11 protein-coding genes are annotated in these 12331 nt (G+C 73.2%); 5 read left to right on the forward strand and 6 right to left on the reverse strand.

Features of this window, described 5'->3' with window-relative positions; genetic code table 11:
* Positions 1–68: 68 nt before the first annotated feature.
* From corA to Sspor_RS09930, 3 genes are all read right to left on the reverse strand, one after another.
* Entirely contained in the window at positions 69–1151 is a 1083-nt protein-coding gene (gene corA, locus Sspor_RS09920; protein ID WP_202198714.1) for a magnesium/cobalt transporter CorA, read from the reverse strand.
* Between the two features lie 131 nt (positions 1152–1282).
* Positions 1283–1675: a TOBE domain-containing protein gene (locus tag Sspor_RS09925; protein ID WP_202198715.1), complete on the reverse strand. Its 393-nt coding sequence runs from the start codon at positions 1673–1675 to the stop codon at positions 1283–1285.
* Between the two features lie 190 nt (positions 1676–1865).
* Positions 1866–2774, reverse strand: coding sequence for a LysR family transcriptional regulator ArgP (locus Sspor_RS09930; RefSeq protein WP_202203582.1), 909 nt, complete (start codon positions 2772–2774; stop codon positions 1866–1868).
* Positions 2775–2843: 69 nt separating this feature from the next.
* Between Sspor_RS09930 and Sspor_RS09935 the strand changes: the two genes are divergently transcribed.
* The 3 genes from Sspor_RS09935 (at position 2844) to Sspor_RS09945 (ending at position 5803) form a co-directional block, all read left to right on the forward strand.
* Positions 2844–3467, forward strand: coding sequence for a LysE/ArgO family amino acid transporter (locus Sspor_RS09935; RefSeq protein WP_202198716.1), 624 nt, complete (start codon positions 2844–2846; stop codon positions 3465–3467).
* An 80-nt stretch (positions 3468–3547) separates the two neighbouring features.
* Entirely contained in the window at positions 3548–4546 is a 999-nt protein-coding gene (locus Sspor_RS41065) for an NUDIX hydrolase (RefSeq protein ID WP_202198717.1), read from the forward strand.
* Positions 4547–4612: 66 nt separating this feature from the next.
* On the forward strand, positions 4613–5803 hold the full coding sequence (locus tag Sspor_RS09945) for an MFS transporter (protein WP_202198718.1): 1191 nt from the start codon (positions 4613–4615) through the stop codon (positions 5801–5803).
* 45 nt (positions 5804–5848) lie between these two features.
* Here the strand turns inward: Sspor_RS09945 and Sspor_RS09950 are convergent, their stop codons facing one another.
* Positions 5849–6847: a helix-turn-helix domain-containing protein gene (locus Sspor_RS09950; protein WP_202198719.1), complete on the reverse strand. Its 999-nt coding sequence runs from the start codon at positions 6845–6847 to the stop codon at positions 5849–5851.
* Between the two features lie 100 nt (positions 6848–6947).
* On the opposite strand from Sspor_RS09950, the gene Sspor_RS09955 reads away from it, so the two are divergent.
* Positions 6948–8216 (forward strand): MFS transporter, encoded by a 1269-nt coding sequence (locus Sspor_RS09955; protein ID WP_202203583.1) that lies wholly within the window; start codon positions 6948–6950, stop codon positions 8214–8216.
* 16 nt (positions 8217–8232) lie between these two features.
* Here Sspor_RS09955 and Sspor_RS09960 read toward each other — a convergent pair whose 3' ends face one another.
* Both Sspor_RS09960 and Sspor_RS09965 read right to left on the reverse strand, forming a co-directional pair.
* Positions 8233–9678, reverse strand: coding sequence for a glyceraldehyde-3-phosphate dehydrogenase (locus tag Sspor_RS09960; protein ID WP_202198720.1), 1446 nt, complete (start codon positions 9676–9678; stop codon positions 8233–8235).
* Positions 9679–9821: 143 nt separating this feature from the next.
* The gene (locus Sspor_RS09965) at positions 9822–11420 is read right to left on the reverse strand and encodes a phospholipase D family protein (protein ID WP_202198721.1); all 1599 of its coding nucleotides are present in this window, start codon (positions 11418–11420) and stop codon (positions 9822–9824) included.
* A gap of 419 nt (positions 11421–11839) precedes the next feature.
* Here Sspor_RS09965 and Sspor_RS09970 point away from each other — a divergent pair, with 419 nt between their 5' ends.
* Positions 11840–12286, forward strand: coding sequence for a DUF7144 family membrane protein (locus Sspor_RS09970; RefSeq protein WP_202198722.1), 447 nt, complete (start codon positions 11840–11842; stop codon positions 12284–12286).
* Positions 12287–12331: the final 45 nt, after the last annotated feature.

Raw genomic sequence — 12331 nt, forward strand, 5'->3', positions numbered from 1 at the left:
GAAACTTTACTACCAGAGCTGACGGCAGCTCAATACCCGGGCGCGGTGCAAGGAATGACCCCGTCCGGTCAGAGCCAGCCGTTACGCCTGAAGCCCCGGTGGATGACGAAACAGGCGAGCGCCATGACGCCGAGCACCAGCGGATAGCCGTAGGTCCAGTGCAGTTCGGGCATGTGGTCGAAGTTCATGCCGTACACCCCGCAGACCATGGTCGGGACGGCCACGATGGCCGCCCACGCCGTGATCTTGCGCATGTCCTCGTTCTGGGCGACCGTCACCTGCGCCAAGTGGGCCTGCAGGATGGAGTCGAGGAGGTTGTCGTAGGCGCTGATCTGCTCGGTGGCCCGGGTCAGGTGGTCGGCCACGTTCCGGAAGTACGCACGGGTCTCCGGCGGGATGACCGGTATCGGCTGCGTGGCCAGTTGCTGGAGCGGGCGGCTCAGTGGCGCCACCGCCCGCCTGAGCTCCAGGAGTTCGCGCTTGAGCTGGTAGATCCGTCCCGCGTCGCCGCGGCCGCCGTCCTCGCTGAACACCGCGGTCTCGACGGCGTCGATGTCGTTCTGCACCGCGTCCGTGACGGCCGCGTAGTCGTCGACCACGTGGTCGGCCATGGCGTGCAGAACGGCCGCGGGACCGTTGGCCAGTTGCTCCGGGGCGCGCTCGAGCTCCTCGCGGACCGGGCCCAGTGTGCCGCGGCCGCCGTGCCGGATGGTGATGATGAAGTCCTGGCCGGTGAAGGCCATCAGCTCGCCGGTCTCCACCACCTCACTGGTCGCGGTCAGCTCCTCGTGCTCCACGTAGCGCACGGTCTTGAAAACGGAGAACAGCGTGTCGTCGTAACGCTCCACCTTGGGACGCTGGTGCGCGTTCACGGCGTCCTCGACGGCGAGGGGGTGCAGGCCGAACAGCTCGGCCAGCCCGGCCAGCTCCGACCTCGCCGGCTCGTGCAGGCCGATCCAGACGAAGCCGTCACCCGTCTTGCGGACCCGGCGCAGCGCCTCCTCCACCTCGGCGCAGTCGTCCTGCCGTACGCCGTCCCGGTAGACCACGCAGTTGACCACCGCACTGCCGAGCGGGGAGCGGGCCGGGTGGCTGAGGTCGACGGCCCGCCGGTAGCTGCGCCGTACGACCCGGCGCAGGTTGCTGAACATGGACAACGGCGTACTCCCCTTCGGCGGATCAGCGGCCAGTCTGCCATCGCCGCCGGAACGCCCGCGTCCGGGCTCACCGCCACCGGCTCGCGCCGTCTCCGGCCGGGGGTCCGTGCGAGGCGCCGCCCGTTTCAGACCCGGTCGATGAACACGCTCGTCGACTTCACCCGCGCCGTGGCCCGCGCGCCGACTTCCAGCCCGAGCTCCTCCACCGCCTCCCGCGTCAGCAGCGACACGATCCGGTGCGGCCCGGCCTGGATCTCCACCTGCGCGTCGACCGTGCCGAGCTTCACCCCGGTGACGATGCCCGGGAAGGCGTTGCGCGCCGAGGTGTACGGGGTCTCCTCGCCCTCGGCACCCTCCTGCGCGGCCTCGACGCAGAAGGCGGCCAGGTCGGGCCCGTCCACCATCCGCCGGGTGCCCTCGCGGTGGGTGGGGAACCGTTCGGCATCCGCCCAGCGCCGGGCCGTGTCGACGCTGACGCCGAGCATCCGGGCCGCCTGGCCGATCGTGTAGGACTCCATGACCGCAGCTTAGGGGGTGTGTTGCCGGTCAGGGCGGATCAGGGAGCGGTGGCCGGTGCCGTGCATCGCAAGGCGGACGAGGGAGGCGACGCGGAGCGTCGCCGACCGAGGACAACGCCGCGAGGCGCGGTGCCGGCCACCGCGAGCCCGCCCTGACCGGCAACACACCCCCTAAGGGGTGTGTTGCCGGTCAGGGCGGAGGGTTGCGGAGCGACTCCCGGGCCGCCGCCGCGATCACCTCCGCGACCATCGACAGGGCGGGCGAGTCGAGCCTCCACTGCTGCCAGTACAGGGGTACGTCTATCGGCCGCCGCGGCTCCAGCAGCACCAGCTCCCCCGTCCGCACCAGTGGTCTCGACTGCTGCTCCGGCACCAGCCCCCACCCCAGCCCCGCGACCACCGCGTCACGGAACCCCTCCGACGTCGGGATGTAGTGCCGTACCCGCCCCGCCCCGGCCGCCGGGTCCCCCGTCAGCGAGCGGACGAAGGCGTCCTGGAGGTCGTCCTTGCGGTCGAACACGATCGTCGGGGCCTCCCGCAGGTCCCGCTCCGGCTCCCCCGTCAGGTACCGGGCCGCGAACGCGGGGCTCGCCGTCGGCAGGTACCGGGCCAGGCCCAGCATCCGTACGCTGCACCCGGCCACCGGGTCGGGCGAGGAGGTCACCGCCGCCATCACCTGGCCCTCCCGCAGCAGCGCCGTCGTGTGCGACTCGTCCTCACGGTGGAGCTCGACGCAGACCGGCGGATCCTGCGGCACCCGCGCCAGCGCGGGCAGGAACCAGGTCGCCAGGGAGTCCGCGTTCACCGCGATCGGCAGCCGCACCGGGCCCATCCCGTCGTCCATCCCCAGCTCGGTGCGCGCGTCGCGCTCCAGGCGGGCCAGCTGACGGGCGAAACGGACCACCACCTCCCCGGACTCGGTCGCCCGCACCGGCTTCGTCCGCATCAGCAGCACCCGGCCGGTCCGCTGCTCCAGCGCCTTGACCCGTTGGCTGACCGCGGAGGGGGTCACGTGCAGGGCGGCCGCGGCCGCGTCGAAGGTGCCCTCGTCCACCACGGCGAGCAGCGTGCGTACCTGGTCCAGCGGAAGCTCATCCATCACGAGCGCTAATGGTACGTAAAAATCTTTAGCTGTACTGAACCGATCTCGCTGCCTACGGTCGGAGCCATGAACTACGGCATCGTCACCGCCGCCCTGGCCGGCTTCGGCAGCGGACTCTCCCTCATCGTCGCCATCGGCGCGCAGAACGCCTTCGTCCTCCGCCAGGGCGCGCGCCGCCACGCGGTCCTCGCCGTGGTCGCCATCTGCGCCGTCTCCGACGCGGTCCTCATCACCCTCGGCGTCGCCGGCGTCGGCGCCTTCGTCACCGCCTGGCCGGCCGCCCTGACGGTGGTCGGGCTCGCCGGGGGCGGGTTCCTGGTCTGCTACGGCGTCCTCGCCGCCCGCCGGGTGCTGCGGCCCGACCCCGGCGCGGCCCTCACCACGGAGGGGGCGACGAGCGGGTCCGCCCGCCGGGCCGTGCTGACCGCGCTCGCCATGACCTGGCTCAACCCGCACGTCTACCTGGACACCGTGCTGCTCCTCGGCTCCCTCGCCGCCGACCGCGGCGACCTGCGCTGGGCCTTCGCCATCGGGGCCGCACTGGCCAGCCTGACCTGGTTCACCGGTCTGGGCTACGGGGCCCGGCTGCTGAGCGGGCTGCTCGCCCGCCCGGCCGCCTGGCGGGTCCTGGACGGACTCGTCGCTGCGACCATGGTCACCATGGGCGGCCTGCTGCTGGCCCGCGCCTGAGCCCCGCATGTCGGCGCCGGGCATCCGCCGCGGCCGGGGCATAGTGCTGGTGCCGCCGACATGATCCTCAGGAGCCCGCCGTGCCCGACCGTCCCTCCCCGCTCGTGGCCGCCACCGGGGTCGTGCTGGACACCCGGGGCCGGGTCCTCGTACTGACCGGCCCGGGCCGGACGGAGCCGGAGCTTCCGGGAGGCCCCGTCCGGGACACCGAGACCCCGGAGGAAGGTCTGGCCCGCGCGCTCCGGGAGGGGCTGAAGCTCACTCCGGCGACGGGCCGGCTGCTGGCCGTGGACTCCCGGCCGCCCGGCCCGCTCGGCCGCTCCCAGATCGTGCACGTCCACCTCGTCGGCCCGCTCGCGGCCCCGGAGGCCGCGGCGGTCTCCCTGCCCGGCGGCGACACCGCCGAGGCGCGCTGGCTCCCGCCGGAGGAGGCGTGTGCGCTGCTGCCCGCCCGGACCGCGCCCCGGCTGCGCGCCGCCCTGGCCGCCCTGCACACCGGATCCTTCGCGCACCTCGTGGACGGTGTGCCCCAGCCGGGCTCCCCGGCCGGCCTGGACCCCGCCCGGCGCCTCGCCCTGGAGCACTCGGGCACCCTCGACCCGGCGAGCCACCGGGCCAGCCGCCCCAAGGCGGTGACCGCGGCGAGCGTGCTGTTCACCGGCCCGGACGGCCGGATCCTGCTGGTGCAGCCCGCGTACGGCAGGTCCGACCGGTGGAACCTGCCCGGCGGCGGCATCGACAGCGACCTCGGGGAGATCCCGCGCGCGGCCGCCCGGCGGGAGGTCGAGGAGGAGCTCGGCCTGGACATCGCCCCGGGCCGGCTGCTCGCCGTGAACTGGTCCCACAAGCCGGGCCGTCCGGCCCGGATCCGCTTCCTCTACGACGGCGGCGTCCTCGACGCCCCCGCGCTCGCCCGGATCCGGCTGGACCCGACCGAGCTGCTCCAGTGGCGCACCGTCGCCCCGGCGGACCTGCCCGGCCTGGTCAAACCCGCCCTGCGGCGCCAGATCACCGCCTGCCTGACCGCCCGTGCCACGGGTACCGGCCCGCTCGAACTCCATGCGGGCCGCCGCCCCTGACCGGCGGTCCGGCCGCCGCGCCGGGCCGCCGCGCCGGGCCGCGGCGGCGGGGTTACCGTCGGCGGCATGGACGGTGATCGCCGACGGTGGCTCCAGTGCTCGCTCGCCGGGGCGGTGTTCGCCGTGTGCATGGCCGGCACCACGCTGCCGACCCCTCTGTACGGGCTCTACCAGGAGAAGTTCGGGTTCTCCGAGCTGGTGGTGACCGTCGTGTACGCCGTGTACGCCTTCGGGGTGATCGGCGTACTGCTGCTGGCGGGCAACGCCTCGGACACGGTCGGCAGGCGGCCCGTGCTGCTGGCCGGTCTGGCCTTCTCGGCGGCCAGCGCCGTCTGCTTCCTGTGCGCCACCGGACTCGGCTGGCTGTACGCGGGCCGGCTGATGTCGGGGCTGTCCGCCGGCCTGTTCACCGGGGCCGCCACGGCCTACGTGATGGAGCTGGCGCCGGCCGACGGCGCCTCGCGGGCCACGTTCGTGGCGACGGCCGCCAACATGGGCGGGCTGGGCTGCGGCCCGCTGCTCGCCGGAGTGCTCGCGCAGTACGCGCCCTGGCCGCTGTACCTGCCGTTCGCCGTGCACCTCGCGCTGGTGGCCGTGTCGGCCGTCGTCCTCGCGCGGCTCCCCGAGACCGTGCGGGACCGGCGGCCGCTGAGCACCGTACGTCCTCAGCGGCCCGGCCTGCCCCCGCGGGTGCGGTCGGTGTTCGCGCCCGCGGCGACCGCCTCCTTCGTGGGCTTCGCGCTGTTCGGGGTGTTCACCTCGGTCAGCCCCGCCTTCCTCGCCGAGTCCCTGGACGTGCACAACCACGCGGTGAGCGGACTGATCGTCGCGCTGGCCTTCTTCGCCTCGACCGCCGGGCAACTGGCGGTCGGCCGGGTCGGGGTGGCCCGTTCGCTGCCGCTGGGCTGCGCGGGGCTGCTCGGCGGGCTGGCGCTGCTCGCGGGCGCTCTGTGGTGGGACCTGCTGGCGCTGGTGGTGGCGAGCGCCGTCGTCGGCGGAGCCGGGCAGGGGCTGGCGTTCCGGGGGGCACTGGCCACGGTGGCCGCCGCCTCGCCGCCGGACCGGCGCGCGGCGGTGATCTCGATGCTGTTCGTGGTGGCGTACACCGGCATCTCGCTGCCGGTGATCGGGGTGGGGCTGCTGGTGGGCCCGATCGGTCTGGAGGGGGCCGGGCTGGTGTTCATCGTCTGCATGGCCGTCCTGGTCACGGCAGCGGCGGGCTACCTGCTGCGCCGGCCCGCGCGGGCGAGCGCCTGAGCGCGGACGCGCGGACCCGGGGCCCCGTGCGGCGTCCGCCGCGCGTCACCCCGGCCGGCCCCGGCCGCTCAGCTCATCGCCGAGCGGGCTGCGGCGGTAGAGGACCTGCCGTCCGTCGCGCGCCCGGGAGACGAGCCCGGTGGCGTACAGGACACCCAGGTGCTGGGACACGGCGCTCGCGGTGACGCCGAGGCGGCGGGCCAGCTCGGCGGTGGACTGCGGCTCGTCGAGCAGGCCGAGCAGTCTCGCCTTGGGAGCCCCCAACAGGGACACCAGGGCTGCCGTGTCGGCGACGGGCTCGCGCGCCCAGAGCGTCGCCACGCCGCGGCTGGGGTAGGCCAGCGTCGGCGCCTCCTCCGGGCTGACCGGGGGTGCGGGCTTGTGCGCGAACACGGAGGGGACGAGGAGCAGCCCGCGGCCGGACGCCACGACCCGGTGCCGGCTGATCATCTGCCCGATGTGCAGCACCCCGTCGTGCCAGCGCAGGTTCGGGTGCATGTCGGCGAAGAGGAGGCGGGCCCCGCCCATGGCCAGCTGCCGTGCGCGGTAGGTCATGTCGGCCTCCAGCAGGAGGCGCATCCGCGGCCACATGGGCTGGACTGCGGCCTCCCAGTACCGGCGCAGCACCGCGCAGAGGGCGTCGCGCAGGGCGGCGACGGGCCCGTCGCCGGGGGCGAGCGCGTCGAGCAGCGGGGCGGGCAGCGGGTCCGGGGCGTGTGCCGCCAGCAGGTCACGGCGGACCAGGCCGGGGGGTGTCCGGGCGACGGCGGCGAGTTCCTCCTCGAAGGAGGGCGCGAAGCTCGCGGGCCGCGGGGTCAGGAAGTCGGGCAGGGTACGCCGGACCGCGACGACGGACATCAGCAGCCCGGTGTCGAGCCCGTCGAGTGCGTCCGCCGCGCCGAGTACGGACCTGCGCCACGGGAGGTGCAGCACGGAGAGGCCCGGCTCCCGCAGCACGCGCAGGCTGAGCACGGTCTCGTACAGGGGCGAGAGCGCGAACCGGGTGTCGGCGAGGTCCTCCACCCCGAGCTCGAAGCTGATCATTAAGGCATACGCTACATCGGTTGTCGCGGGCGGGGACGTGCCGTGAACTCCCCCCATGACAACTCCCCGTATGACGCAGGCCCTTCGCCAGGGGTCCGGGATGAGCCGCCGGTTGCTCCTGCTCCTCACCCTGACCTGCGCCGTCGGCGTGGGCACGGTCTACTTCCCGCAGGCGGTCAGCCCGCTGGTCGTCACCGCCCTGGACGAGTCGCCCGGCTCCGCCGCCCTCGTGGTGACCGCGATCCAGATCGGCTACACGGCCGGGATCTTTCTGCTGGTGCCGCTCGGCGACCGGCTCCCGCACCGCCCGTTCCTCGTCACCCTGGTGACCCTGACCGGCACCGGCCTGCTGGCGGCGGGCTGCGCGCCGGGGCTGGCCCCGCTCCTCGGCGCCGCGGCCGTCGTCGGTGTGACCACCGTGGCCGCGCAGGTCATCGGCCCGCTGGCGGCCGGGCTGGTGGCCGCCGACCGCCGGGGAGCCGTACTGGGCACCCTGCTGAGCGGTTCGACCGGCGGCATGCTGCTGGCCCGCACCTTCGGCGGGACGCTCGGCGAATGGCTGGGGTGGCGGGCCCCCTACCTGGTCGCCGGGGCCGTGGCCCTGCTGCTGGCGGCCGTCCTGGCCCGCACCCTGCCGGACACCATCCCGGCCTCGCGCCGACCGTACCCGGCGCTGCTGGCCGAGCCGCTGCGCCTGCTGCGCGCCGAACCGGAACTGCGCCGTTCCTGCCTCTACCAGGCGGCGGTCTTCGGTGCCTTCTCGGCGGTCTGGACGTGCCTGGCGCTGCTGCTCACCGGCCCGGCCTACGGGCTGGGCGCGCATGCGGTGGGGATGCTCGCCCTGGTGGGCGCGGTGACCATGCTGTGCACCCCGTACGCCGGGCGCCTGGTGGACCGCAGGGGAGCGGATCTCGTGAACCTCGGCTGCCTGCTCGGGGTCCTCGTCTCGGCCGGGATCCTCGCGGCGGGCGCCCGCGGCGGGGCGGCGGGGCTGGCCGCCCTGGCGGGCGGCACGCTGCTGCTCGACGTCGCGATGCAGTCCGGCACGGTCGCCAACCAGGCCCGGGTGTACGCGCTGCGCCCCGATGCCCGCAGCCGCCTCAACACCGCCTACATGACCTGCGCGTACCTGGGCGGCAGCGGCGGGTCCTGGCTGGGCGTACGGATCTACGGCCGGGCCGGCTGGCAGGGCGTGTGCGCGCTCGTGGCCGTCCTCGCCGCGCTCGCCCTGGCCCGCCACCTCGTGGCGCCGCGCGGCCGCAACGCACGACAGGCGGGGGGCGATGGGCGGGGCGCCCCGGTGCCGGTCGGCATCGGGGGCCCGCCCACCGCCGCCCCGCCTGTCGCAGCCGTCGGCCGAACGGTGTGACGGACGGTACGACGGATCAGACCGCCGGAACCGGGTAGGTCGGGTACTCGACGCCGGACACGTGCTGGACCACACGGATGACCTGGCAGGAGTAGCCGAACTCGTTGTCGTACCAGAGGTAGAGGATGGCGTTGTCGCCGTCCACCTTGGTGGCGCCCGCGTCGACGATCGAGGAGTGGCGCGAACCGACGAAGTCCATGGAGACGGCGTCGGGAGCCGTGGTGAAGTCGATCTGACGCTTGAGCGGCGAGTGCAGCGAGACGTCGCGGAGGTAGTCGAGGACCTCTTCGCGGGTGGTCTCACGGCCCAGGCGCAGGCTCAGGATGGCGATCGAGACGTCCGGGACGGGGACGCGGATCGAGCTGCCGGTGATCGGGGCCTTGAGGTCGGGCAGCGCCTTGGCGACGGCCGAGGCGGCGCCGGTCTCGGTGATGACCATGTTGAGCGGCGCGGAGCGGCCGCGACGGTCGGCCTTGTGGTAGTTGTCCAGCAGGTTCTGGTCGTTCGTGAACGAGTGGACGGTCTCCACGTGACCGCGCAGGACACCGTACTCGTCGTCCATGGCCTTGAGCGGCGGGACGATCGCGTTGGTGGTGCAGGAGGCGCAGGACAGGATCTGCTCGTCCGGCTTGATGGTGTCGTGGTTGACGCCGTGGACGATGTTCGGGACGTCGCCCTTGCCCGGAGCGGTCAGCACGACCTTGTCGATGCCGGGGCGCAGGTGCTTGGACAGACCCTCGCGGTCACGCCACTTGCCCGTGTTGTCGATGAGGATGGCGTCCTTGATGCCGTGCTCGGTGTAGTCCACCTCGGACGGGTCGTTCGCGTAGATCACCTTGATGGCGTTGCCGTTGGCGATGATCGTGCTGGTCGCCTCGTCGACGGTGATCGTGCCCTGGAACTGGCCGTGGATCGAGTCGCGGCGCAGCAGCGAGGCGCGCTTGACGATGTCCTGGTCGCCGCCCTGGCGGACCACGATGGCGCGCAGGCGCAGGCCGTTGCCGGAGCCGGCCTTCTCGATCAGCAGGCGGGCGACGAGGCGGCCGATACGGCCGAAGCCGTACAGGACGACGTCGCGGCCGTCGCCGCGCTCGATCTTGTTCGGGCCGGTGGCGCCGGCGACGGCGTCGGCGGTGAACTCGGCGACCGAGAGGCCGCGGTCGTCGCTCTTGTACTCCGCGGCGAGCATGCCGATGTCGATCTGGGACGGGCCGAGATCGAGCGTCGTCAGAACCTGCAGGAAGGGCAGCGTCTCGGTGACCGAGAGCTCCTCACCGGCGATCTGGCGGGCGAATCGGTGGGTCTTGAGGATGCTGACCACCGACTTGTTCACCAGGGAGCGGCTGTGGAGCAGGATCGTGACGTCCCGCTCCCGGTGCAGCTTCCCGATGATCGGGATCATCGACTCCGCGATCTCCTCGCGGTTCTTCCAGCTGGTGAACGAGTCCTCATTGACAGTCACAGGATTATCTTTCGAGCTAGGCGGTGCTCATATGCTAACCCGCCGCCATTTTGGTCACTTAAGCGGTACCCACCGTGTCGGGAACGGGCACTATGTGACATCAATTTGTACGTTTTAGCAATGGTTTGCCGCTACAAGGTGCCTCAGAACCTTCGGCGGAACCTCATCCCGAGCGGGCGGCCGTCGGGGTCCACCAGCACCCGGTTCAGCGGAATGGCGAGCATCCGCTGCGCCGTCCCGAGCTCCGGCGGGACGTACCGGCGCAGCCGGCCCGGCGGCCGCGGGCCCTGCCGGCCGCCCTCGTGCCAGGCGTCGAGCGCGGCGGCGCTCTCCGCGAAGAGATCGAAAGCGGACACAGGGTCGCACAGTGCGTCCGCCGCCCCGGCATCGGTGTGCTCGGCCATGAGTTCCAGGCGCAGTTCCCGGGCGAAGACCCGCGCCCCGTCGCCGAGACCGCCCGGGTCCACCGGGCTCCGCGGGTCGGTGCGCTCGTCGTACACGGCGCAGCTGAGCTCGGAATCGTGGGTCCAGGAACGGAGGTTGATGTTGTCCGAGCCGACGGAGGCCCATACGTCGTCGATCACGCACGCCTTGGCGTGGACGTAGACGGGGGTTCTGGCCCGGTTCTCCAGGCCGTACACCGCGACCCGGTCGCCGCCGGCCCTGCGCAGCTCGTCCAGAGCCTTGATCCGCCCGATCAGGTTCATCGGCAGTGTGAGCGGACCCGTCTGCTCCGGGACCGTGGGGACGACCCCGATCAGCCGCAGCCGCGGATGCCTGCGCAGGGCCCGGGCGAAGCAGTCCACCACGTGGGGCGACCACAGGTACTGGTCCTCCAGGTAGATCAGGGCCCGGGCCCGCCGCAGCGCCTTGGTGTACCCCCGCGCGATGCTGCGCTCCCCGTCGGGGGCGAAGGGGTAGCCGCGCAGCAGCCGGTTCGGGTAGGTCCGCAGCAGCTGCACCGTGTGCGTGCCGCACCGTGCCGGGTCGGGGGTCTGCCGCGGCAGCGGGTCCGCCCTGATGTCCTCACGGTGCAGATGCTCACGCAGCCGGGTGAGCGGGCTCCGGCTGAGCGGAGCCGGATCCTCCCACCGTTCACGGAAGACGGCCTCGACGTCGCCCACGACCGGGCCGCGCAGGGAGAGCTGGAGGTCGTGCCACGGCGGATGGGGCCCGTAGGCGGGGGCCAGGGGCAGTGACTGCCGGTCGCCGGCGTGCGTGGCGTCGTCGTTGCGGTTGCGACAGAGGTCGATGCCGCCGACGTAGGCGACGTCCAGCTCGGGGCGGCCGAGGTGGCGCAGCACCACGAGTTTCTGGTGGTGGGAGCCGCCCGGTCGCACCCTCATGTCCAGCAGGCACTCGGCTCCGGCCTCGGTGAGCTCCTTGCCGAAGCGGAGGTTCTCCTCTTGGCTGAAGTGAATACCGTCCAGGTGGGAGCGCCACAGCAGCCCCTTGACCACGACCCCGCGCTCGGCCGCCCGGCACAGGACGCTCCCGATCTCGCTACCGGGGCCGTCGAGCCGCTCGTCCGGGTCGCCGCGCCAGTCGGTGAACAGCAGGAGATCGCCCGGTCCCATCGCGCGGACGGCCGCCAGGAGCTCCGCGAAGTACGTGGCGCCGTGGACCAGCGGCCGCGCCCGGTTGCCCCGGGACCAGGCCTCACCGTCGGGGCGGCGCCGGTCCAGGCGCGTCGCGGGGTTGCCCCGTTCGGCGGGAGCCAGCAGCCAGTCGGCGCGTGTCACGGCGACCTCCGATCGCGCGGGGACACCGCGGTTTCAGGCTAGCCGCATCCGCCGACCGCGGCTCCCGGGCGCTCCGGCGCAGGTAGCGGCGGCGGCAGCGGTAGCGGTAGCGGTAGCCGAGGAAGGCGGCCAGTCCGAAGAACACCCGGGCCGGGACGAGGGTCGGCGCATGGCCGATGGCCGCGGCGACGATGTACAGCGTGGGGTGACCGGCGCGGTCCCGGTCCGCAGCGGCGTACGCCGGCGGGCCCGGCAGGTCCGCGCTGGTACGTGCACGGGCGACGAGAGGCCGTACCGGATTCCTCCGGTACGGCCCCCTCCCCCGGCCGGAGTGCCGACGGAGGGTGACCGTGCCACGCTGAATCGGGGGAACTCCGACCCCGGTCCGCCGGGTCGGCTCTGCCAGCGAGGAGATCGACATGGCCAGTGACGCCAGCAGACCCCGGACCGGTCCGTCGCAGCCGAGTGCCTGGCATGCGCCCACGTCGGGTACGACCATCACGGCAGGCGCCCTCATGGTCTTCGCGGGCGCCATGGGGATCTTCGAAGGGATCGCGGCCCTCGCCAGGGACGACCTGTTCGTCGTGACCCGGCACTACGTGTTCGAGTTCAGCCTGACGGGCTGGGGCTGGGTCCACCTGATCGTCGGCATCGCCCTCGTCGTCTCCGGCTGCGCCGTGTTCACCGGAGCCCTGTGGGCGCGCTTCCTCGGTGTGGCCATCGCCGGACTCGGCGCGATCGCCAACTTCCTGTGGCTGCCGTACTACCCGTGGTGGGCCGTGATCCTGATCGCCGTCAACCTGTTCGTGGTGTGGGCGCTGTGCGCGGGCATGCAACGGGAGGCCGACGCGAGCTCGCCCGTCTGACCTGCGGAGGCACACGCGGAACACGGTGCAGCGCCCCCGGGGCCG

The sequence above is a fragment of the Streptomyces spororaveus genome (genome assembly GCF_016755875.1).
GTDB lineage: Bacteria > Actinomycetota > Actinomycetes > Streptomycetales > Streptomycetaceae > Streptomyces > Streptomyces spororaveus.

Coding starts and splice junctions, on each gene's coding strand:
- corA (WP_202198714.1), bottom strand. CDS start 1,151: ATGTTCAGCAACCTGCGCCGGGTCGTACGGCGCAGCTACCGGCGGGCC.
- Sspor_RS09925 (WP_202198715.1), bottom strand. CDS start 1,675: ATGGAGTCCTACACGATCGGCCAGGCGGCCCGGATGCTCGGCGTCAGC.
- Sspor_RS09930 (WP_202203582.1), bottom strand. CDS start 2,774: ATGGATGAGCTTCCGCTGGACCAGGTACGCACGCTGCTCGCCGTGGTG.
- Sspor_RS09935 (WP_202198716.1), top strand. CDS start 2,844: ATGAACTACGGCATCGTCACCGCCGCCCTGGCCGGCTTCGGCAGCGGA.
- Sspor_RS09945 (WP_202198718.1), top strand. CDS start 4,613: ATGGACGGTGATCGCCGACGGTGGCTCCAGTGCTCGCTCGCCGGGGCG.
- Sspor_RS09950 (WP_202198719.1), bottom strand. CDS start 6,847: ATGATCAGCTTCGAGCTCGGGGTGGAGGACCTCGCCGACACCCGGTTC.
- Sspor_RS09955 (WP_202203583.1), top strand. CDS start 6,948: ATGAGCCGCCGGTTGCTCCTGCTCCTCACCCTGACCTGCGCCGTCGGC.
- Sspor_RS09970 (WP_202198722.1), top strand. CDS start 11,840: ATGGCCAGTGACGCCAGCAGACCCCGGACCGGTCCGTCGCAGCCGAGT.